General features: G+C 41.3%; 19 protein-coding genes and 1 riboswitch. Of the genes, 7 read left to right on the top strand and 12 right to left on the bottom strand.

What is annotated here, in order from left to right:
* Positions 1-41 precede the first annotated feature (41 nt).
* Complete coding sequence (locus tag FO442_RS18445) at positions 42-2,558, bottom strand: ATP-dependent Clp protease ATP-binding subunit (RefSeq protein ID WP_144334695.1); 2,517 nt, start codon at positions 2,556-2,558, stop codon at positions 42-44.
* A gap of 211 nt (positions 2,559-2,769) precedes the next feature.
* Here FO442_RS18445 and gyrA point away from each other — a divergent pair, with 211 nt between their 5' ends.
* From gyrA to FO442_RS18460, 3 genes are all read left to right on the top strand, one after another.
* Positions 2,770-5,328 carry a DNA gyrase subunit A gene (gene gyrA / locus FO442_RS18450; protein WP_144334696.1) on the top strand — a complete coding sequence of 853 codons (2,559 nt, stop codon included), beginning with the start codon at positions 2,770-2,772 and terminating at the stop codon, positions 5,326-5,328.
* 83 nt (positions 5,329-5,411) lie between these two features.
* Positions 5,412-6,524: a tetratricopeptide repeat protein gene (locus tag FO442_RS18455; protein WP_144334697.1), complete on the top strand. Its 1,113-nt coding sequence runs from the start codon at positions 5,412-5,414 to the stop codon at positions 6,522-6,524.
* A 207-nt stretch (positions 6,525-6,731) separates the two neighbouring features.
* Positions 6,732-7,514, top strand: coding sequence for a carboxylesterase family protein (locus FO442_RS18460; protein WP_144334698.1), 783 nt, complete (start codon positions 6,732-6,734; stop codon positions 7,512-7,514).
* Positions 7,515-7,541: 27 nt separating this feature from the next.
* On the opposite strand, the gene FO442_RS18465 is transcribed toward FO442_RS18460, so the two are convergent.
* From FO442_RS18465 to FO442_RS18485, 5 genes are all read right to left on the bottom strand, one after another.
* Positions 7,542-8,834: a retropepsin-like aspartic protease gene (locus tag FO442_RS18465; RefSeq protein ID WP_186280262.1), complete on the bottom strand. Its 1,293-nt coding sequence runs from the start codon at positions 8,832-8,834 to the stop codon at positions 7,542-7,544.
* 23 nt (positions 8,835-8,857) lie between these two features.
* Entirely contained in the window at positions 8,858-10,012 is a 1,155-nt protein-coding gene (locus tag FO442_RS18470) for a TlpA family protein disulfide reductase (protein WP_246073885.1), read from the bottom strand.
* Between the two features lie 81 nt (positions 10,013-10,093).
* Positions 10,094-11,044, bottom strand: a complete 951-nt coding sequence (gene egtD / locus FO442_RS18475) for an L-histidine N(alpha)-methyltransferase (protein ID WP_144334700.1) — start codon at positions 11,042-11,044, stop codon at positions 10,094-10,096.
* Between the two features lies 1 nt (position 11,045).
* Entirely contained in the window at positions 11,046-12,194 is a 1,149-nt protein-coding gene (gene egtB, locus FO442_RS18480) for an ergothioneine biosynthesis protein EgtB (protein WP_144334701.1), read from the bottom strand.
* Positions 12,195-12,203: 9 nt separating this feature from the next.
* Positions 12,204-12,491 (bottom strand): DUF427 domain-containing protein, encoded by a 288-nt coding sequence (locus tag FO442_RS18485; RefSeq protein WP_144334702.1) that lies wholly within the window; start codon positions 12,489-12,491, stop codon positions 12,204-12,206.
* A gap of 248 nt (positions 12,492-12,739) precedes the next feature.
* Here FO442_RS18485 and FO442_RS18490 point away from each other — a divergent pair, with 248 nt between their 5' ends.
* Positions 12,740-13,618 (top strand): pirin family protein, encoded by an 879-nt coding sequence (locus FO442_RS18490; protein ID WP_144334703.1) that lies wholly within the window; start codon positions 12,740-12,742, stop codon positions 13,616-13,618.
* Between the two features lie 24 nt (positions 13,619-13,642).
* Positions 13,643-13,924, top strand: coding sequence for a GNAT family N-acetyltransferase (locus tag FO442_RS18495; RefSeq protein ID WP_186280264.1), 282 nt, complete (start codon positions 13,643-13,645; stop codon positions 13,922-13,924).
* 55 nt (positions 13,925-13,979) lie between these two features.
* Here FO442_RS18495 and FO442_RS18500 read toward each other — a convergent pair whose 3' ends face one another.
* The 6 genes from FO442_RS18500 to FO442_RS18525 form a co-directional block, all read right to left on the bottom strand.
* A complete protein-coding gene (locus FO442_RS18500; RefSeq protein WP_144334704.1) occupies positions 13,980-14,546 on the bottom strand; it encodes a PhnA domain-containing protein in 567 nt (188 codons plus the stop codon).
* 116 nt (positions 14,547-14,662) lie between these two features.
* Positions 14,663-18,211, bottom strand: a complete 3,549-nt coding sequence (locus FO442_RS18505) for a GEVED domain-containing protein (protein WP_144334705.1) — start codon at positions 18,209-18,211, stop codon at positions 14,663-14,665.
* A gap of 355 nt (positions 18,212-18,566) precedes the next feature.
* Entirely contained in the window at positions 18,567-20,660 is a 2,094-nt protein-coding gene (locus FO442_RS18510) for a T9SS type A sorting domain-containing protein (protein WP_186280266.1), read from the bottom strand.
* A 169-nt stretch (positions 20,661-20,829) separates the two neighbouring features.
* The gene (locus tag FO442_RS18515; RefSeq protein ID WP_144334707.1) at positions 20,830-21,465 is read right to left on the bottom strand and encodes a hypothetical protein; all 636 of its coding nucleotides are present in this window, start codon (positions 21,463-21,465) and stop codon (positions 20,830-20,832) included.
* Between the two features lie 70 nt (positions 21,466-21,535).
* Positions 21,536-21,925, bottom strand: coding sequence for an acyl-CoA thioesterase (locus tag FO442_RS18520; RefSeq protein ID WP_144334708.1), 390 nt, complete (start codon positions 21,923-21,925; stop codon positions 21,536-21,538).
* Positions 21,926-21,955: 30 nt separating this feature from the next.
* Positions 21,956-22,201 carry a cysteine-rich CWC family protein gene (locus tag FO442_RS18525; protein ID WP_144334709.1) on the bottom strand — a complete coding sequence of 82 codons (246 nt, stop codon included), beginning with the start codon at positions 22,199-22,201 and terminating at the stop codon, positions 21,956-21,958.
* Between the two features lie 145 nt (positions 22,202-22,346).
* A riboswitch (cobalamin riboswitch) is annotated at positions 22,347-22,487 on the bottom strand.
* 75 nt (positions 22,488-22,562) lie between these two features.
* Here FO442_RS18525 and FO442_RS18530 point away from each other — a divergent pair.
* Both FO442_RS18530 and FO442_RS18535 read left to right on the top strand, forming a co-directional pair.
* Positions 22,563-22,943, top strand: coding sequence for a hypothetical protein (locus FO442_RS18530; protein WP_144334710.1), 381 nt, complete (start codon positions 22,563-22,565; stop codon positions 22,941-22,943).
* A 106-nt stretch (positions 22,944-23,049) separates the two neighbouring features.
* Positions 23,050-23,469: a hypothetical protein gene (locus FO442_RS18535; RefSeq protein WP_144334711.1), complete on the top strand. Its 420-nt coding sequence runs from the start codon at positions 23,050-23,052 to the stop codon at positions 23,467-23,469.
* The last annotated feature ends 87 nt before the right edge of the window (positions 23,470-23,556 follow it).

The raw sequence follows: 23,556 nt of genomic DNA on the forward strand, positions 1-23,556 counted from the left end.
ATTAATCGCACCCCTACTCTATTTAACAGATTTTTTTCAATCTATTTCTTTGCAGCTTTCGTCTTTCCTTTTTCAATGGAAATCTTCAAGCCTGTATTCGCTTCATCGATATCTAAAACGATCGTATCTCCTTCATGCAGATTTGCTTTTATGATCTCTTCTGCCAAGGGATCTTCAATGTATTTTTGAATGGCTCTTTTCAGAGGTCTTGCTCCAAACTTTTCATCGTAACCTTTGTCTACGATAAAATCTTTTGCTTTTTCCGTCATGGAAGCGTGGTACCCCAATACAGCGATCCGATCGAACAACTTCACCAATTCCAGGTCAATGATCTTGTGAATACTTTCTCTCGTTAACGAGTGGAAGATAATCATATCATCGATACGGTTCAGGAATTCCGGAGCAAATGCTTTTCTCAGTGCATTTTGGATTACAGTTTTCGCATTTTCATCACGCTGATCTGACTGGGATTTCGTTCCAAAACCAACACCGGTTCCAAAATCAGCCAATTGACGTGCACCAATATTGGAAGTCATGATCAAAATCGTGTTTTTGAAATCGATCTTACGTCCCAGCCCGTCAGTCATATGCCCGTCATCCAAAACCTGTAACAACAAATTGAATACATCCGGATGCGCTTTTTCGATCTCATCCAATAAGATGATCGAATACGGTTTACGTCTTACTTTTTCAGTCAGCTGTCCGCCTTCTTCATAACCAACATATCCCGGAGGCGCTCCGACCAAACGGGAAATTGAGAATTTTTCCATGTATTCCGACATGTCAATTCGGATTAACGCATCTTCTGTATCGAATAAGTATTTAGCCAATACCTTCGCAAGCTGTGTTTTACCGACACCTGTTGGTCCTAAGAAGAAGAACGAACCGATCGGTTTATTCGGATCTTTCAATCCGGCTCTGTTCCGCTGAATTGCTTTTACCACTTTTTCAACGGCTTCCTGCTGACCAATCACTTTCCCCTGCAGTTCTTCAGCCATGGTAGCCAATTTACCCATTTCGGTTTGCGCAACACGCGTTACAGGAATTCCACACATCATGGAAACAACTTCCGCAACATCTTCTTCAGTCACCACTACTCTTTTCGCTTTCGAATCTTCTTCCCAGCGTTTTTTAGCTTCTTCCAAACGATCCTGGAGCTTGCGTTCCGAATCGCGCAATTCTGCCGCCTTCTCGTATTGCTGCGATTTGATCACTTCGTTCTTTTGGTCTTTCAACTCTTCAATTTCCTGCTCGATATCAATAATATCCTGTGGAACATTGATGTTTGTTATATGCACACGGGATCCCACTTCGTCCAATGCATCAATCGCTTTGTCCGGCAAATGACGATCCGTAATATACCGTTCGGTCAATTTGACACAAGCAGCAAGCGCTTCGTCCGTATACGTCACCATGTGGTGATCTTCGTAACGTTCCTTGATATTGTTCAGTATCTGAATGGTTTCTTCAATACTGGTCGGTTCGATCAATACTTTCTGGAAACGACGCTCCAGTGCCCCGTCTTTTTCAATGTACTGTCTGTACTCGTCCAATGTCGTAGCACCGATTGCCTGCATTTCTCCACGTGCCAAAGCCGGCTTGAACATATTGGAAGCATCCAGCGAACCACTCGCTCCTCCGGCACCTATAATGGTGTGGATCTCATCAATAAACAAAATAATATCCGGGTTCTTTTCAATTTCGGACATCACCGCTTTCATTCGCTCTTCAAACTGGCCACGGTACTTGGTACCGGCAACCATAGAAGCCAAATCCAGGGAAATAATCCGTTTATTAAAAAGAACACGGGAAACTTTACGCTGTACAATACGCAATGCCAATCCTTCGGCGATGGCACTTTTTCCCACTCCGGGTTCTCCGATCAAAATCGGGTTATTCTTTTTTCTGCGTGACAAGATTTGAGAAACCCGCTCAATCTCCTTTTCACGTCCAACAATCGGATCCAACTTTCCGGCTTCCGCCATTTTTGTCAAGTCACGACCGAAATTATCCAAAACCGGTGTTTTGGACTTAGGGTCACTTGCTTTTCGTTGGCTTGCCCCAAATGTTTGATCATCATCCTCCGAAGAAGACATTTCTGCTCTTGGTAATTTATTTTCGTCGACCATATTTTCTAATTCCTCGTGAACTGTATTATAATTTACTCCGTAGCGGTTCAAAACCCTGCAAACTACGGAATCTTCATCCTTTAACATCGAAAGTAACAAATGTTCCGTTCCAATCATAGGGCTCTTGAACAATTTCGCTTCCAGATAGGTAATTTTTAACAAACGTTCCGCTTGTTTTACTAAAGGTATATTCGCACCAACAGGCGAATTCGATTTAGATGCCTCCAGCAATGGTTTTTCTAATTCTGCTTTTAACTTTTGAAGATCCAGGTTAAAACCCGTCAGGATCCGCACAGCGTTCCCTTCTCCTTCGCGCAAGATTCCAAGCAAGAAATGTTCTACCCCAATAAAGTCATTCCCCAAACGCAAAGCTTCTTCTCGACTAAAGCTAAGCACGTCTTTTACCCGGGGTGAAAATTTCGCTTCCATAACTATCTTAATTTAAGATTCAGGTACAACAAGTACACCATACAAATATACAAACACATTAAATGTTAATAAGTACATCGAAATAGCATTTTTTCACCACTTTTTGTTAGTAAAAATCCATTTACCCCTCTTTTTTGTAGCTATAAAAAAGCTAATTTCGAAACTTGCTTTTAGCACGCAAATTTCGTGCATAATTTAAAACTATGACAAGATGGCAGATGGAGAAAAGATAATCCAGATTAACATCGAAGATGAAATGAAATCGGCGTACATCGATTATTCGATGTCAGTGATTGTATCCCGGGCACTTCCTGATGTGCGTGACGGGTTTAAACCAGTACATCGCCGTGTACTATATGGTATGCAAGATTTGGGAGTTTATTCCAATCGACCATACAAAAAGTCAGCTCGTATTGTTGGAGAAGTATTAGGTAAGTATCACCCGCACGGTGACAGTTCTGTGTACGACACCATGGTACGGATGGCCCAATCCTGGTCTTTGCGTTATCCGCTGGTTGACGGACAGGGAAACTTCGGATCTGTAGATGGTGACAGTCCGGCAGCAATGCGTTATACCGAAGCCCGTTTGCGCAAGATTGCTGAAGAAATGCTGGACGATCTGGATAAAGAAACGGTTGATTTCGCACCCAACTTTGATGACTCGTTACAGGAACCAACTGTTTTACCTTCCAAAATTCCGAATTTATTGGTAAACGGAGCCAGTGGTATTGCTGTTGGTATGGCGACAAATATGGCGCCTCACAATTTAGGTGAAGTTGTCGACAGTATTATTGCATACGTTGACAATAAAGATATTGAAGACGAAGAATTATTGCATTATGTCAAAGCACCTGACTTCCCGACGGGAGGTATCATTTATGGTGTAGACGGAGCCCGTGAAGCATTACTGACAGGCCGTGGCCGTGTAGTTATTCGTGGAAAAGCAGAAATCGAAGAGTCGGGAGGAAGAGAGCAAATCATTGTGACGGAAATCCCTTACCAGGTGAACAAAGCAGAAATGATCAAGAAAACTGCTGAGTTGGTAAATGACAAAAAGATTGAAGGTATTTCCGACATTCGTGACGAATCTGACAGAAATGGTATGCGAATCGTTTTCGAACTGAAACGCGATGCGATTCCGAACGTCGTTTTAAATAAACTCTATAAATATACCGCTCTTCAAAGTTCTTTTTCCATCAATAACATTTGTTTGGTGGATGGAAGACCTCGTTTGCTGAACTTGAAGGAAATGATTGCTGAATTCGTGAAATTCAGACACGATGTGGTGGTTCGCAGAACGAAATATGAATTGCGAAAAGCAGAAGAGCGTGCACATATCCTGGAAGGGTTAATCATTGCTTCCGATAATATCGATGAAGTAATTGCAATGATCCGCTCATCCAAAAGTCCGGAAGAGGCTCGTGAGCGTTTGATGGAACGTTTTGCATTATCCGATATTCAATCCCGTGCAATCGTTGAAATGCGTTTACGTCAATTGACAGGACTGGAGCAGGATAAACTGCGTGGTGAATATGCTGATTTGATGGCATTAATTACTGATTTGAAAGATATTTTGGAGCGCGAGGAACGCAGAATGCAAATTATCAAAGACGAATTGATCGATGTTCGTTCTAAATACGGTGACGCACGCCGTTCCCGCATTGAGTATTCCGCTTCGGAAATGAAGATTGAGGATTTGATCCCGGATGAAGAAGTAGTCATCACTATTTCTCACGCGGGATATATTAAACGCACAAACCTGGATGAATTCAAGGTTCAAAGCCGTGGTGGAATGGGATCGAAAGGCTCCACTACCCGCGACAAGGATTTCCTGGAACACTTGTTTGTAGCTACCAATCACAATTATTTATTGATCTTCACGGAAAAAGGACGTTGTTTCTGGATGCGTGTATTTGAAATTCCGGAAGGAAACAAGACCGCAAAAGGAAGAGCAATCCAAAACTTGCTGAATATTGAGCAGGATGATAAGATCAAGGCATATGTGAAAGTCAAAGATCTGACCGATAAAGAATACGTTGAGAACAACTTCATTGTGATGTGTACCAAACAAGGTATCATCAAGAAAACTTCCCTGGAAGCTTATTCCCGTCCGAGAGCAAATGGTATCAACGCGATCACGATCCGTGAGAACGATGAATTATTGGAAGCTCGATTGACAGACGGAACAAATGAGATGGTGCTTGCAACGAAAGCAGGACGCGCCATTCGCTTCAACGAAGAAAAAGTACGTCCGATGGGAAGAAATGCTTCCGGTGTGCGTGCAGTAACGCTTCAGAACGCTACTGACGAAGTCGTTGGAATGATCTGTGTGAAAGACAATTCCGAGACCATCATGGTTGTTTCCGAGAAAGGTTACGGAAAACGATCCTTCCTGAATGATCCGGAAGATGGAGAACCGGTTTACCGTATCACCAACCGCGGAGGAAAAGGTGTTAAAACAATTTCGATCACAGATAAGACAGGTCCGCTTTTGGCAATCAAAACGGTTGCCGATGAGGATGATTTGATGATCATTACCAAGGCCGGGGTTACGATCCGCATGCATATTGATACCATCCGCGTGATGGGCAGAGCAGCTCAGGGTGTTCGCCTGATCAACTTAAAAGGTTCCGCAGCAATTGCAGCTGTAGCACGAGTTCCGCGTTCTGACGAGGATGAAGATGAGTTTGATGGTGAAGAAGGAACGATCATCGACGGGCCAACAGAAGAATTGTCTGATGAATCAGCAGAAACGAATTCCGAAGAATAAATTATGGAAAATAGTGGTCTTTTGCATCTTTAAACCGGAAATGGCATAAAAGTTGGAAACAAGATCACACAAATAATTAAATTATGAACTATTTGAACATGACTAAAGGAGCATTACTAGCGGGAATCTTACTGGTTTCTTCGTTTACTTTTGCTCAAAAAAAGATTGAAACGGATGCTGCTTTAGCATTCCAGGCATACGAAAAGGCTTATATATCCCAGGATGCTGCGGAAATGAAAAAGCAATTATTGAAAGCAAAAGAAGCTATCGACCAGGCTGCGGTTAACCCGGAAACAGAAAAAAGCCCGAAGACTTTGTTCTTAAGAGGTGAAATTTATGCTTCAATGTTTGCAAACCCTATGTTACTTACAGATGCAGAGTTTGTGAAAATGATTCCTGAAAATGCAAAAGAGGTAGCAATCAAGTCCTACAAGGAAGCATACGATTTGTCTAATAAATATGATTCCGATATTGAAAACAGCATCAAAATCATCAGAGGACAATTCTATGATATGGGAAAAATGGCATTTGATGCCAAAATGTTTAAGGTTGCTTCTGAAGTTTTCGTTGCTATCAATGATTTCAGTGGTGTTTTGAATCAAATGGATACATTAGCTATTGAATATGCTGGTATCGCAGCAGAAAATGATTCCAACTATGTTCAAGCTGCCGAATTCTATAAGAAATGTGCGGAAGTGAATTACAAATCAGGTGAAATGTACCGTGCAACTGCGATGGCGTACATCAAAGCCGGTCAAAATGACAAAGCAGTTGAGTTTCTAAAACAAGCAATTGCCAAGTCTCCGAAAGACAAGCACTTATACTTTGCCCTGGGAACCATTGCAATGGAAATGAACGATGACAAGATGGTATTGGAAAATTTGAACAAGGCCGTTGAAATCGATCCGCAATACGGGGATGCTTATTACAATTTGGGGAGTTATTTTTCCGGAAAAGGATTGGAACTGCGTCAAAAAGCAAGCAATTTGCCTCCGAATGCCAAAAAAGAATCGGATGAGCTACTTGCAAAAAGTTTAGAATTCTATGGTTTTGCAATGGATCCGCTTGAAAAATACATCGCTATCTCACCAAAGGATGTAGATGTTTTGAACAGCCTGGTTAAAATCGCAAGAGCTGTTAAGAATCCTGAAAAAGAAGCGAAATACAAGCAAATGCTTGATGCTGCGAAACAGTAATTCTTTCGAAGGATTTATATATAAAGCTGTCCAAACTGGGCAGCTTTTTTTATTTGCCCGCAGATGGCGCAGAAGAGCGCAGATTTTGATTCATGTTTCACTGGTTATCTGCGAGACTAGCGAAATCAGCGGGAGGAATAAATTAACCAAATCTTAAAAACCTACTTATTATAAAATCCCTATCTTAGCGACCCCAATAAAAACAACATGAAAAACATCCTTGTCGTAATTTGTTTCATTGCCGGACTGCAATCGCACGCACAGCTTAGTGCCGTAAGAGGAAAAACTTCTTACAATTTTTGGTTGAACCTTCCCGATTCAAGTACTTTAAACAACAATCCGCCGGTTTTAATTTTCCTTCATGGAAAGAGCCTGAGCGGAACGGATTTGAATCGCGTGAAAAAGTACGGGGTCATTCACGAAATCGAAAAAGGACGAAAAATTCCTGCTATTGTTATCGCTCCGCAAGTTGCATCCGGATCCTGGAACCCGGACAAAATCCTGGAAGTTTTGGAGTACGTTCAGAAACAATATAAAACAGACACCAATCGCGTATATGTTTGCGGAATGAGCCTGGGTGGTTATGGAACTATGCATTTTGCAGGAAAGCATGCAGACAAAATTACGGCTGCCGTGGCACTTTGCGGAGGCGGAAATCCAAAAGATGCCTGCAACCTGGCAAGTATCCCGATGTGGATTCAACATGGTAACCGGGATGAAGCTGTTCCTGTGCGCTATTCCAGGGAAATGGTCTCGGCAATTAAGAATTGTAATAACGGGAAAAACCTGATCTATACTGAAATTGCGGGAGCAAATCACGGAGCGTTGGAACGGATTTTCCGCTCGGACGAAATGTATGACTGGTTATTTGCCCAAGTGCGTGAGGCTGCCGGAGAAGTCGTCATGGTTGCTGTTCCCAAAAAAACAGAAACCGGAGATCAGGCAAAAACGCCGGAGGATAAAACGGCAACCGGAGCGGGATCTCATTGACTTTCCGCTTGCGGACAATGCGTTGATTTATTTAAAACGGATCGTCGAGTATTTAAAGCTGATGATCATTTCATTAAACTGTTTGATGAAATCTTGTCCGAGGTTCCCGTCAAAATCTGCATCCGTTTCTCCCACGCGATCTTTTCGGACCTGGACGTTGTGCAGGGTCGCCTCTGACTCCTCAATTGCAATGGTTAATTTGGGTAAAACGTACCCTTCAAACTCAACCAACCCTCCTGCTCCACCGGATTTCAAGGTTTTCTTTTTACCTTTTTTATCGACCTTCTTTTTGTATTTTGTGTAATAAGCACTATTCAACGAGGTTTCAACAGCACCTGTATCAAATGAAAACTGCAGAGTGTCCGAATCATGAAGAACCTGAACAATCGGCATAAATCCATTGAGGATCATATTGCTTTTTGCATACACTTCCGGCGTTTTGGGAATTATCAATTGATCGTCTTTGGTGATGCGAATCTCTTCCAGGCTGCGAATTACAGGAAATCCAATAATTCCCAGGATTGAATAATTCACTTCCGAAAAAGTAAGGTCTTTGTCATCAAAAACCAGGAACACCACGTTTTCACAGATGAGATCTCCCATTTTCAACTCCTTCACAACCGCCAAATCACTTTTCACTTTCGCTCCTGTAATAGCTGACACATCAAATTGCACGGGAATTATTTCGCACCCCATTTCAAGAGCAACAGAACGCTGGATAACGGAAAAATTCGCTCCCGTATCAAATACGAAATTTTTCGTTTTCCCGGATACCGTCACCGGTACATTGGCCAATCTCGCATTATCCCGCGACAGTTGAATTTTCACATCCACCGGACGGCGAATCAATTGTTTTCCCGAATTCTCCAGTCCTTTCCAGATCGTACCCGTGTTGGCCAGGTCTGCAAGTTCGTCTTCCGTGCAAACATGACTAAAATTATTCAAAATGTACTGGTTGGTTAAATACGCATCTTTGTACTCAAACAAATTCACTAAATTCAATTGTTTCACCATCAAAATCTCCTTGAAAAGGGAATCATTCTTCATAGCACCTGCCCCTTCCAGGAAATTTTCGATCGCTTCGTTTGATTCTTTGAAATTGGAAAAAGCGTTTTCAACCAAACTCCAATAGTAGAAATAAACTTCCTGATCGATTTGGGGTTTGTTGGCCATCAGCAGGTTTTTTACCTCAAAAAAGTTTTTCTTCTGAGCCAAAACCTCCAATTCCAAATAGAATTTACCTTCATCAAACGGTTGTTTTTTTTGAGCTTCCGAAAAGAAACTAAAGAAAATCAGGAGAATAACAAGTACGTTTTTCATAGGAATAACTTTCATTATTTGCGCTATTTCAGTTCAGACCACTTCTTTTGAACGATCTTTTTGAATTCCTCCTTCTTAAATGCACGTTCATTTATTCCATCGTATTCTTTTACGATGTTTCCGTTCCACAGGTAAAAAACTCCCGGAGTATCTTTCGTTCCACCTAAAACCGTCCAGAAAGAACCTACATCTAAAATCTTGAATGGATATTTTTTTCCGGCAAAGGCAAAAAAGTCCGGAATTAACTCCGCTTCTTCATCCATAAAAACAATTTTCATTTCAGGAAAATCCGGATCTTTTGAAGCCAATTCTGTCAGTGCTTTTGCGGTTTCTTTGCAGTGATCGCATCCCGGAGCAAAGAAGCACAAGATCTTTCTTCCTTTATCAATATCTCCGAATTGAGAGTTAAATCCGGATTTTTTAGCCTTCGGTTCATCAACAACCGGCTTTTCTTCTGCTTTCACATTTTCTGTTACAGCTTTTGGATCTTTCGCTTTTACATCTGCATCATTCTGTTTTCCAGGCGTTTCAATCTTCGGATCAGTAGACTCAATTGTTTTTACGGAAGATTCGTCCGTATTTTCATCCTCGTTCATTTCCTGCATCATTTCCTCGACCAATTCATCACTGGATTTACGCTGGATCGGCCCGACCATAAACACGGCAAGAATCGCGGCAAATGTTATTGCGGCAAGGAATGAAAAATTCAAACGGTCGTCTTGCTTCGCTGTTTTTTGATAAAGAATGACCAACAACCCCATTCCAATAATGTTCTTGATCAATGCCTGAACGGGAGTCATGGGCAACAAAGAGCCGAAGCATCCGCAGTTCCCGCTATTTCCGGTTGATGCAATTTCGTAACTCAAATGAACACTGAAAATAAAAAGCATCAAAAACGACATCGGGATTACCAACCGCTTCAGGTAATTCTTCTGAAGCAGCAAAATTCCCAAAGCCAATTCACATCCGATTAAAATCCGTGAAAAGTAAGCGGCGCCTGTTTCACTGAATCCCATCGGGATTAATTGCTTCACTTCAAAAGTCGGTAAAGCCAGGTTGGGAGAAGGATACAGTTTCGCCACCGCAGAAAGCAGGAACATCCCTGCCATTATGCCTTTGATGATCATCGGGAGTTGTTTGTTCACAAAACCTTGTTTCTCTATTCCGGTAGTTGTCATAACGCAATTTTACGCCTCTAAAATAATAGAAAGATGCGCGTATTCTCCCAATTTAGGAAAAGCTTAACAAATACTTTCCTGTTAAACGCGGTCAATGATATAATCTCCAAACCAGGATTTGTGGTCTGTGAAGCGATGTTTTACGGACAATGGGGACTGATCAATGATCTTTTTCAAAATCGAATCGTTGTATTTCCGGGATATTTCCGTGTGGATCCGTTCGTTCTCCTCAAATTCAAATTGCTTATTAATCGCCCCGATCTCCACTGTCTGTTTTTTTGTGCTTTTCAAAAAACTTTTGGCAATTCCTTCTGATTCATGGTATTCCGGATCATGCACAAAGCTGTTCAGGTCGAAATTTGCATGCAGCTCACGGTTCATCCGTTCCAATAGATTTAGGTTAAAATCGCGCGTAATACCCGCGGCATCATTATAGGCCGGAAGTACCACTTCTTTTTCTTTGATCAAATCGACTCCCAAAACGATCTTATCTCCTTTATTGAGGTTTTTGCTCAGAGAAGCGATAAATGATGTTGCCTGTTCATCCGACATATTCCCGATATTCGAACCGAGGAATAAAATGATTTTCCTATTCGGTGACTTCTTGAGGTCACTAAGCATTTGAAAATAATCCCCGTGAAGGCTGTTGATTGCCAATTCCGGGATTTCTTCTTTCATCCGGTGTTCCAAACCGATCAGCGCATTGGAAGAAATATCAATCGGAATATACTTAAATGTTACCCGCGCGCGAATTAATTCGAACAGCAAATGAATTGTTTTGGTTCCATCACCAGCTCCCAATTCCACCACTTCTATTTCCTCTCCTTTTTGGATATCAAAGCTGGAAATAATATCGGCCGATTGCTGCTGGAAGATTTCCATTTCCGAACGGGTCAGGTAATACTCCGGCATATTCATAATCTGCACAAATAGTTCATCTCCACGTTTATCATAAAAATACTTGGAAGGAATGTGTTTGGGTGTTTGAGAAAGCCCCAAATTTACGTCTTGTTTGAATTGTTCTAATATCATTTTACTTTGCTAGTCTGATTCCTGAATATTGCCATTGAAAATGTGGGTGGAAAAAGTTTCGGTAAGTTTTTCTGCTGTGGCCCGGTGCGGTTGCAACGGATGCTCCGCGCAGCACCATTTGGTTAATCATGAATTTTCCGTTGTATTCACCAACTGCGCCAGCTGCGGTTTTGAATCCCGGATAAGGCAAATAAGCACTGTTTGTCCATTCCCAACGTTTGCCCCAATCCAGTAATTCGGAGGCTGCTTCCCACTCAAATTCAGTAGGTAAACGCAGTCCTTTCCAGCTTGCATATGCCTGTGCCTCGTAATACGATACGTGACTCAAAATGGCATCCGGATCGACTTCTTTTAAGCCTGCAAGCGTGAAATAATACCATTTCCCATTGATTTGATGCCAATAAAGCGGATGCGAAATTTTATTTTCGTTCAACCAACTCCAGCCTTCATCCAGCCAGCAATCGAAACGGGAATATCCACCGGCTTCCATAAATTCCAGGTACTCGCCGTTGGTAACCAGTGCGTGGGATATTTCAAAGGCATGCAAATAAACCCGGTGTTTATTCAACTCATTGTCAAAACAAAAAGCACCTCCGTCATGCCCGATTTCGTAAATTCCCTCTTCCATGGCAAGCCAACCGAAAGACGGATTGGAATCTGCCAATAAATTGAATGATTCATCATAAACCGGAAAGGTTGGATTGTGTCCCAGAGTGTATTTTAAATCCGTAATCAATAATTCCTGGTGCTGCTGTTCGTGATTCAATCCCAACTCAATCAATTCTCTTAATTCCCCGGAAATTTCTTTTGATAACAACTCTGTCATTCCACGATCAACATAAGCACGGTATTCGTACACTTCCGAAACTCCGGGTCTTGTTATATTCCCGCGGTCTGCGCGAAACGTTCGCTCACCGATTGTGTTATAATAAGAATTGAATAAAAAGCCGAAATCCCGGTGAAACTCAGTGTACCCCGTAAGATTCTTCTTTAAGATCATCTCCTCAAAAAACCAGGTAGAATGCGCTAAATGCCATTTGGGAGGACTTGCGAACGGAACCGGTTGCGGAACGTAATCTTCCACGTGTAACGGTTTACATAAAGTTTCAGTTCTATTGCGTACTTGCAGGTATTTTTCTTTCAAATGCATACAAATCAATTAATCCTCAACTACTTGAACCCCTTTCCAAAAAGCAACTTTTCCCTCAATACTTTTAGCAAGCTCCGAAGCTTTCGGATAGTACCATGCAGAATCTTTATTGGTTTGACCATTGACTTCCAAGGTATAATAAGAAGCGATTCCCTTCCAGGGACAGGTTGTGTGCGTATCGGAATCTTTGAAATATTCTTTTTTGATTGTCTCTGCCGGGAAATAATGATTTCCTTCTATTACGACTGTTTTCTCACTTTCTGCAACGACCGTATTGTTCCAAATTGCTCTTTTCATTATTCAGTATTTAGTAATCTTTCATGGGGTGTTTCGTCCGTAATCCGAAAACTCACCTCTTTCAAGGTACGAAAAGAAAGTGAATTTAGATTTGAAGATCCCCAAATTTAATTCCCGGTTAATCCAAAATTAGTACACAGAGAAGAATGAACAGTCGGATAACAAGCTATGGAAAAGTCTTCTCATTTTGTTCGGAATAAGCTGATAAGTTCTTAAATTTAGAATTCCCTTTGCTAAAAAACATCCATATGTCAAACATTGAACTCATTATAGAAGAACGCGCAGCAGATATCGGGAATTTTTTAGTCGGCCGCTTATTGCCTTTCCGTCAGAAACGTTCTGTCGGTCCATTTGTGTTCATTGATCATATGGGTCCGGCGAAATTGAGCAACCACCAAAATTTGGATATCGGACCACACCCGCACATCGGTTTGTCCACACTTACTTACTTATTTGAAGGCGCCATGATGCACCGTGACAGTTTGGGCTCTGAGGTTGAAATTCAACCCGGTGCTGTCAATTGGATGACTTCCGGGAAAGGAGTCGTTCATTCGGAACGGACACCGGTATATTTGCGTCATTCGGAAAAAAACCTTCACGGATTGCAAATTTGGGTTGCACTTCCGAAAGAACTGGAAGAAATGGAACCATCGTTTACCCACATTGAAGCACATGAAATCCCGGAATGGGTTGAAGGGACTGTTCATTATAAATTGATTGCCGGAGAAGCTTTCGGAAAAAAATCTCCTGTTCCGGTCTATAGTCCGCTTTATTTCCTTGAGATCAAAAGCAAGGAAGCTGCCGAGATCCAACTCGGAAATCAATTGTTTGGTGAGAGTGCATTGTATATCCTGGAAGGAAGTGTTTCAGACGGGGAAGAAACCTTCGGTCCGAAACAGATCCTGATCGCAAAGAATACGGAAATTTGTACATTCCAAATGGCTGAAAATACAACCGTATATATTTTTGGAGGCGAAGCATTTCCGGAGGAACGTTTCATCTTTTGGAACTTTGTTTCATCGCGAAAGGAACGCATAGAAGAAGCAAAGCAGGCATGGATGGATCAAACCTTTCCTAAAATTGCTGGAGAAACAGGATTCGTTCCTTTACCCGGACCTAAATTTTAATTAAACACATTGAATTTGAATACTATGATAGAAGTAAACCAATTTGACAGAGAAACCAAAGGTTTTTTCAAAGCAACCGAAGATGGAAAAGAAGCCGGAAGAATGACGTATGCCTGGGTAAACGACGACCGGATTATTATTGATCACACAGAAGTGAACCCGGAATTCAGAGGCAGAAATGTTGGGAACTTAATGGTCCAGGCTGCGGTGGAATTCGCCCGAAAGGCAACCATTCAGATTGTCCCGCTTTGTCCGTTCGCAAAAAGTGTCTTTGATAAGACTCCTGAATACCACGATGTGCTCTGATTCAATCTGATTGCAAAATCAAAAGCCTTCTTCCTTTTGATTTTCGCATTTCGAATTACTTCTTAACAAATTGCGTAAGAATGTAAATGGATTGTCCGTCGATTTTTCCTTCGATAAGTGTCGGGTCGTCCTGAACCAAACGAATATTCCGTACAGCCGTTCCGCGTTTTGCGGTAATGGTAGAACCTTTCACATCCAGTTCTTTGATTAGAACCACGGTATCTCCGGCTTTCAAAACCGCACCATTGGAATCAATATGTTTTACTGCATCTTCGTCTTCCATTCCGGATTTTGCCCAAGAAAGCTCCTGGTCATCCAAATAAATCATTTCGAGTAAATCGTTTGGCCAGCCTTCTTCTTTCAATTTGTGCAACATCCGGTAAGCAATGACCTTAACGGCAGGAACTTCGCTCCACATGGCATCATTTAAACACCTCCAATCGTTGGCAACAGGCTCTTTTTTCCCTTCCAATTGGTCCTTTAAATTCTGAGTAATCAAGATGAAATCGTCAGCAGAATTCCCTTCAGAGGGCTGTACCTGATAGGCTTCTAAATGATCGATTGATCCGCTTAATTCACATTTTTCGCCACTGCGAAGATTCAATTGTTTTTCAAAATTCATGATGCAAAGGTAATAGAATCTGTTTAAGTGTGTAATCCTTAACAGGGTATTCCGATTATTAAAGCAAAAAGCCCCGACAACAATTGTCGGGGCTTCCTATTTATGTGTCTGTTAACTTATTGAATCACTACACGATATACTTTTTCAGCGTGCTCGTTTGAAAGTTTAAAGAAGTAAGTTCCTCTTTGAACGTTCTTCAGATCAACTGTATTGATTCCGTTCGTAATGGAGTTACTTCCTGTTTCAACTACACGTCCGTTGACATCTGTAATTACCAACTTGAATGATTCTGTGCTCAAAGTCGATTCAATGTAAACCAATCCCGTAGAAGGGTTTGGATACAAATTAACGGACTCCAATGCGTTTTCATCCACTGACAACCAGTCACAGGTTCCAATAACTGTAATCACTACGCTAGAACTATCATCCGGACAAACACCGTTTCCGGTAATGTATTTGTAATTAAAATTACCCGGGAATGTTCCGGTAATTATTTGAGAATTCGGCAGTAAATCATTGGTCGGATTATACCAATCTCCCCCCATGTTAACCGTACCGCCTAAACCTGAGTACAAATCAACCGGTTCATTTTTACAAGCAGTTATTGATCCGTCTGTTCCGGCAGTTGAAGGAGGATAAATGGTCACTAACACAGAAGCCGTATCAACTAAACATCCGTATGTTATATAATCCACACTTACAATCCCTGAAGGCACGAACTGAGGATTAAACATCGTATCGTTTACAATCGCAGCCGGGTTCCCGGAAAATGTCCAATTACCGTAAGAATCATTAATCGTAGCATGTTGATTCAAATCAACCAATCCATTAATCTGGCAAGCATCCACTGAGCTTCCTGTTCCGGCAGTGTTCGCACGTTCTACCAAATTGAAGTCGTCGAAAGACAATAAATAAGGACTGGAAGAACTGACCTTAACACCAAAAGTATAAATTCCGGATGTCATTGGTGTAAAACAGAAGAATGCTCTTTGATAATCATCGGAACTAATATCTGCCGGAGCAATAAACGGTGTTCCAAGTGGAACCGCTCCGGTAGCAGATTGAGTACTATTGACAACTACTGAACCAGCCCAGCCATCATTTCCATCACCAGCCCACATGAAACTAAATTCATATTTCTTCCCTGCAATCAACTGAAATTCAGGAGTCCATAAATGGTCAAAAGAACCGCCATAAATGGCCATGAAATTTGAAGGGGAATTCGCTATTCCTCCGGTATAATTTCCGTCATCTGAAATAAATTCACCATTCTCTGTTGCCCAGCAATAAGGAACCAAACCGTAATCCAAATCAGTCATTGCATCAAAATTTTCGGACCAAGGCACTGTATGAGGTGCACAAAGTGTTGTTCCACTTACCAATGTCCAATAAGAAGAATCGGTGGAGCTACAAGACGCCTGAACATAAACATCGTAATCAGTTGCTGAGGACAAACCGCCAATTGTAAATGACGCAGAAGAAGATTGTTGTGCAGAATCAATACCTGCTCCCGTTCCAGGAACAAATCCAGGAACTCCCCATTCGATATTCCAGTTTGTTTCACTGTCTCCAGGAGTCCAGGAAATATCCAGTGAATTAGCTGTTTCTCCATCAACATTCAAATCGGATACAGGCAAACAAGAAGGAATAGGAACAACAACGAACGTATAATCTTCCGCTTCTCCTTCTCCTGAATTCAAGGTACACGCATCTGTTGGCGAATCGTTATAGTAATCTGCAACGACACGCATTCTGTAACTTCCAACAGCTACCCCTACCGGAACTCCGAATGATCCTGAAAAGTTATCTTCATATCCGAAAGACTGGAACATTTGTTCACTCGGTTCAAAGACCATATTATTATTCCAATCTACCCAAATCCCCATTCCGAAGGTATACCAGTTTTGAGAACCGAAATTAGCCGTGAAATTGATATCCGGCCCACCTTCAAACTGAGAAACTGTCATTGCAGTAGCATCTTGATATCCTCCAGCGGAAATTCCGGAATTTAAATTCGAAATATTGGATGTGGCACCACCGGTTGTAGAGAAATTATTGATAAAGTAATCCGGGTCTGTTCCTACAAATTCACAGTATCCTGTGTAAGCCGTAATTGGTCCGATCCACATACTTTCGTCACCTCCACCGCAATTTGCTTGAACATAGAAATCATAGGATGTATTTGGAGTCAATGATCCTGCAGTAAATGCAGGTGTCACTGAAGCAGTCCCTGTCATTCCTGAACCTTGTGTAAAACCGCTTACTCCGTATTCAATGTTCCAATCGGTTTCTGAACCGGCAACCGTCCAGGAAATATCTGCCGAATTAGAAGTAGTTCCATCCAAAGTCAAATTCATGATCGGCAAACAAGATGGTGGTGGAGTAACTTCAAATGTATAATCTTCCGCTTCCCCCTGACCAAATGCTAAAGTACACGCATCTGTCGGAGTAGAATTATTATAGTCTGCCACTACGCGCATTCTGTAGTTTCCTACCGGTGTTCCGGAAGGAACTCCGAATGATCCTGAAAAATTTTCTTCATAAGAGGAAGACTGGAACATTTGTTCACTCGGATCGAAAATCAGGTTGTTGTCCCAATCTACCCAGATACCTAATCCATAGATATAACCAGGAAGACCAAAGTCTGCATAGAAGTTAATATTGGGTCCGCCGGCAAAATGAGAAACTACCATGGATGTCGCATCCTCATAACCGTTTGTTGAGTACCCGGAATTCAAGTTGGAAATATTGGAAATTCCGCTTGTTGTAGAGAAGTTATTAATGAAGTAATCTGACCCCAATCCTTCAAATTCACAGTAACCTGTATAAATTGTGATCGGACCAGTCCAGAAGCTTTGATCACCTCCGCCGCAATCTGCCTGTACATAAAAATCATAAAACGTATCGGGAGTTAATGATCCGGCTGAAAACACAGCTGTTCCGGAAGCAGTTCCCGTCATTCCTGATCCTTGAGTAAATCCACTAACACCATATTCGATATTCCAGTCCGTTTCAGAACCTCCTGCTGTCCAGGAAATATCCGCCGAGTTGAAAGTTACGATATCCGAAACCAAACCAGTTACAGGAGCACATGTAGCTTCTTCAAGAACAACATTGTCCACTATCCAATACCAGGAATAATTACCCGTGTATCTGAATCTGACTTTTGCGTTAACCGCACCATTTGCCAGGGAAGTAATATTGATGGAAGTATGTTCCGGATCCTGAGTATCATTATTATCGCTCAAGGCAACGACCCAAGCAGTTCCGTTCCAAACTTCTACAAAATACTCACCTCCGGCGCCGCCACTCCCACTATCGTCATAAAAAGTATGGTCAAAAGACAATAAAATAGTCCCTGTAATTACGCTTGCATCAAATGCCGGAGATTCCAAAGTAGCCTCTTCCGCAAAACCATTAGATCCATAGTAATCACTATCAAAGATAGCCGCCGGATCGGTAATGGGAGCATTTAACGTTTGACCTCCCGGGTTATCAAAAGCCCATACTTCACCGTTACCGGCAATATCTGTAGATGTCCATCCGCTTGGTGGCGTCGTACCCGTCGCTGTGCTAAAGTCTTCACTGAAGATGACTTGGGCTGATAAGTTGTTAGAGAGCTGCAAGAGCAAAATACAACCTAACAAAATGTAAATTTTCTTCATAATTCGTAATTCTTGTAAATTTTGTATAGATTATTTCGAGCATAATATTAAAAAATAAAACACTTCATTAAAGACGCTTATTCCTGCATTTTTGTTGCTTTAATGTATCAAAAGAATACTTTCTGTGATATTAGTCCGATCGATTACATCAATAATTGACAAAACAATTTACTTCTTATCTATTGACCTATCAGTGAAAAAACGCCTGACCTAAAAACCCCGGTTCAACTGAGAAATTTGAATACGTTTGTTATTCACAATGTTTAATTAATAACGGTTTTATCCTTTTTTAACACAAAAAATAAACCCGATCGTTTTGGATCGGGTTTTTTCATATTTTATCATTCAATGTAATTTACTGAATTACTACGCGATAGATCTTTTCAGTATGTTCGGTCGACAGTTTAAAGAAGTAAGTACCTTTTTGCACCTGACTCAAATTTACAGTATTCATTCCTGGCAGAACGGTGTTGCTTCCAACCTTGATCGTTCTTCCGTTCACATCTGTAATTTCCAGCTTGAAATTTCCTTCGGCAAATGAAGACTCGATATAAACCACCCCTGTTGATGGATTCGGGTATAAGCTTATTTCTTCCAACGCATTTTCATCTACGGATAACCAGTTGCAACTCGTAACCGTAACAACAACACTGGATGTATCATCCGGGCAAAAACCATTTCCTGTAATGTATTGGTAATTAAACTGCCCCGGGAAAGTTCCGGTGATTATCTGTGAACCCGGTACTAAATTATGGGTCGGGTCATACCAGTTCCCACCAAAATCAACTGTCCCTCCCAAACCTGACAACAAATCAACCGGCTCATTCTTACACGCTGTAATTCCTCCATCGATTCCCGCTGCTGACGACGGGTAAATTGTGATCATAGCCGAAGCAGTATCTTTTAAACATCCTGTTGTGATATAATTTACTGTGACAACTCCAGCGGGTACAAATTGAGGATTGAACATGGAATCATTTACAATAGCTGCAGGATTTGGAGAGAACGACCATTCACCGATCTCATCATCTTTTACAATTACGCTGTTCAAGTCTACCAATCCTTCTGTTTGACAAACGCTTACTGTTCCATCCGTTCCTGCTCCCGAACTTCTTTCAATTAAACTGAAATCATCTACCTGAAGGTAATACGAATTTCCATCTGAATTAATACTCAATCCGAATTTATATACTCCGGAAGTCGTTGGTGTGAAACACGTTAAATGACTTGTAAATTCGTCATTCGGAATTTCAGCAGGGGTAATGAATGTTCCGGTAGGTAACGTTTGAACAATTCCTGTTTGACTATCCAGAGAAACAACTTTTGCATCCCATCCGTCGGAGCCACCTTCCGTAGCGAAATAGAATTTGAATTCATAATTGGTTCCGGCAGTTAACTGGAATTCGGGAGTCCATAAAGTATCCGGAACATTCCAGGAGAACAATGCCATGTAGTTCATCCCTGAATATGCAGGAACTCCAAGTTGCCACGAACCGTCATAATCAGAGAACCACATGTCTTCCGAGGCTGACCAGCAGTTTTGAAAATACCCAAATCCGAGATCCGTCATTGTTTCAAAGTCTTCAGTCCACGGAAGACTTACGATCGGAGCACAATCAGTAGTCCCGGAAACCAATATCCAATAAGATTCGGTACTTCCGCAATTCGCACGCACATATACATCGTATGGCATTCCCGGATCCAATCCACTTAAAGTATACGGATTGGTTGTTACTGATTCGGAGCCCAATTCATTTCCTGTCCCAGGCGCAAAACCCGGCGCCCCATATTCAAGGTCCCACGCCGTTTCTGTTCCGTTAATTGTCCAGGAAAGATCAAATGAATTGGTTCCGGAATTATCGATCGTTAAATCTGAAACCGGTATACAGGTAACTTCTTCTACCAATACATTATCAACAATCCAATACATGGAATAATCTCCGATCCAGTGAAAACGAACTTGTCCATCGGAAGCCCCGTTCAAATCTGCCGTAATATCAATCAATATATGTTCCGGGTCATTCGCTGAGGTTACGAAAGAGGAATATACTTCTACCCACGTACTTCCGTTCCAAACTTCAACATATATTTGACCGCCAAAATCTGCATCAAAATATTGGTCAAAAGACAGGTAAATGGGATTAGAAGTAACACTTGCATCAAACAGAGGCGTTTCCAAAGCACAATCTTCCGGAAGTGCGTCGCTTCCATAGTTATCACTATCAAAGATCGCAGCCGGATCAGAAATAGGCATTGTTAAGTTTCTTCCACCGGGATTATCAAATTCCCATATGTTTCCTCCGCCGTCTAGGTCATTGTTGGTCCAGTTGACGGGTGGTGTTGTTCCTGTTGCGGAACTGAAATCTTCAAATAATAGTACTTGAGCTGAAAGATTGTTCGATAACTGCAATAGCAAAGAACAACCCAACAAGAGGTAAAATTTCTTCATAATCTTTGGCATGTTTAAATACAAACACAATGATAATTAATCTCACAATCAATTCCTTGTGTAATTTCTTAAGGAAACGTGGATTCCAATAACAAGCAAAAAATTCACTTTTTCCGAGCAAAGAGTTAAGTTTTCATTACTTGATCTATCAATAATTGAACGGTTCATTTTACCTGGAACATGCCGTATGTTGCCATTGAATCCAATATTCCTGCAAACCTTCTTTTGTTTTGAACAACCTGCTTATCCACAACCTTTTGTTTCGTACAATTTTGTTAGGACTGGAAAGCAAATCGAACTTTCTTTTTTTGAGCTCGGGTGTATGTCCCCAGCCGCCGCAATGATCAAAAGCCGTCATCGCCTGACTTTTAGGAACCCGTTTAAAAGGAATATACACTTTGTATTCCACGTAATTTGAATCGCCATTCATTCCTTTTGTAGAAATCCGGATGTGATTAAAATCGACTTTACTGTATAAACTGTCCCGATACAATTGTTTCAGTTTTTTTCCAACATACTCACAGATTTTGTTCGAATATTGATGTGCTACATCCGTACCGTTCAATTTCAATTGATCGATATACCGTTCCGGCACAAACTCTACTCCCCGATACATTCCACTGCAGGCCGAATCAGTGCAAAACGGGGTATCGATCACGCAAATAAAAGGCAGATTATGCGATGAGTCCAAAATAAGTTCCTCCTGATTTTCAGTCGCATAAATCTGCCTGTTTCCATTGCTTTCGCACGAAAGGACAAATGTCAACAAACCAGTATAAGCAATAATCAGGATGGACTTATTCATGGGAATTTAATTCACAACCGAAAATAGGAAATATTATAAAATAAGCGTGGCGCATGGAGTATTATCCGCATTAATCTCTCAGAATCTTCACCGGGTGTTTGTTTTCATCTATTGCAACGAAAGTAAACTCACCTGTTACCGCTTTTTCACGCACATCCGAATACATGTGTTCGATAAAGATCTCTACCCGGATTTTCAAGCTGGTACTTCCCAGGTAGGTGACTTTACCAATCAGTTCGACGATCGTACCGGAAGGAATCGGTTTTTTGAAATCTATTTTATCACTGCTCACAGTTACCATTCGCTGCCGGCTGAAACGGGTTGCAGCAATAAATGCTACTTCATCCATCAACTGCATGGCTGTTCCTCCGAAAAGGGTATCGTAGTGATTGGTTGTACCGGGGAAAACCGCTTTAAATATGCGCGTTTCTGCTTTTTGAATGCGTTCTTCTATGTTCATTTATTCTGATTGATTACTATTTTCGAGTGCTCACAGGTTCTTCTTAAACAGTGTAGAAATACTGGAAAACCGCTGTTCCAGTAATTTGGTGTTGTACTCCTTTTTCAACTCAAGCATACAGGCCGTACACAAACATTCTTCGTAATTGTCACAGATGTATTGACTTTCATCAACCGTTAGATTTACCAATGTACACTGACAGAGGGAAATGGACCCGACTTTACATTCGAAACCGGAATTACATCGTGGACAAACCACTTGTTCATGATTACTCATAAGCTCTTTCATTTGATGTTCTGCGCTCCGAAAAAAGAAGAAAATGGAAAGGAAGATTGATCCCCGGCAAAAAGGAAACAAACAACCTTGACATGAGCTTCAAATCGCGAAAGCTTGGTCAATTCTGCCCACTACCGAATTGGTAACAACAGATGAGAAAATGGCAGGTATCTGACTTCTCCGATGAAGCTCGGAATTACAGTTGCGCGACAGTTCGTGATTCACACACGATTCCCTATTATTCCGTTTGTGTTAGCGAAACAGAACCTTTTTCCGGATATTGATTACTTAAAGAACGTTTGGTAAATGTAAGGATAGTTTTTCACATCGTGATTACATTCACTTTTCATATCTTTGCCTTGTGAAAAAGGTGTTCGTAATCATTCTGTTACCCATTTTTATGTTTAACAGTGCTCTTGGAGAATTATTCAAGTTGCCCGACTTTCTCATTCATTTCTCAGAACACCGCACACAGGATAAAAGTATTGGAATTTGCGACTTCATTTATATGCATTATGTTGGTTCCGATCAAAACGATTCGGACCAGGACAAAGACATGCAATTACCTTTTAAAAAGGTGGAGGATCCTTTTTCCTTTCAAATAGCCGTTTTTTCAAATTCCAACTTCATTTCGGAGAATCAGTTAGAGTTCATTGACGCCTATTTACAAATCATTTTCAAGAATTCCCAACCTCAAACCCCTCCTTTGGCTGAATTATTCAGACCTCCCTGTTGCGCTTAATTAAGCCAGGTAACTATTATTCCATTTTTTTAATCTCAAACGCATTTATTGAGGGATGAATTCGCATTACTGACATTCCCCTATTCCGGTGTCTAATCATATTATGATGAAACAAATGCTTTTAATTTTTAGTTTGTGTTGCTCCATAGCTCCGGTATTCGGACAAAACTGGACAGGAGCAATCGATTCCGATTGGAATAATCCTTCCAATTGGTCCACTGCTCCTTCAAACGGAGACGATATCGTGATTGATCCGGCAAATTATACCGGTGCCATGGCTCAACCGATTATCAGCTCGAACTCCAATTTCACTCCTGCTGAAATGCTGGTCCAAAACGGAGCTCATCTGACCATTTCCGCAACATTAAACACTACTGATCGTGTAGAGGTCATCGGAAACGGAACCATGATCACACTCACAAACTCGGGAGCTTTTTCTTTAATTGGAGGCGGAAACAACGCCCGTCTGATCTTTGTGGATGATTCCCACGGTGTAGTCCTGAAATCACTTTACAGTAAAAAGTAAAGTTATGTCTTATCAATGGAACTCAAAATACAGTATTGAAACAGCAATTGAAGTTGCAAGAAAAATTGATAGTGGTGAATTATCATA

Origin of the sequence: Fluviicola chungangensis, assembly GCF_007558725.1 — a bacterium.
Taxonomy (GTDB): Bacteria; Bacteroidota; Bacteroidia; order Flavobacteriales_D; family Crocinitomicaceae; genus Fluviicola; species Fluviicola chungangensis.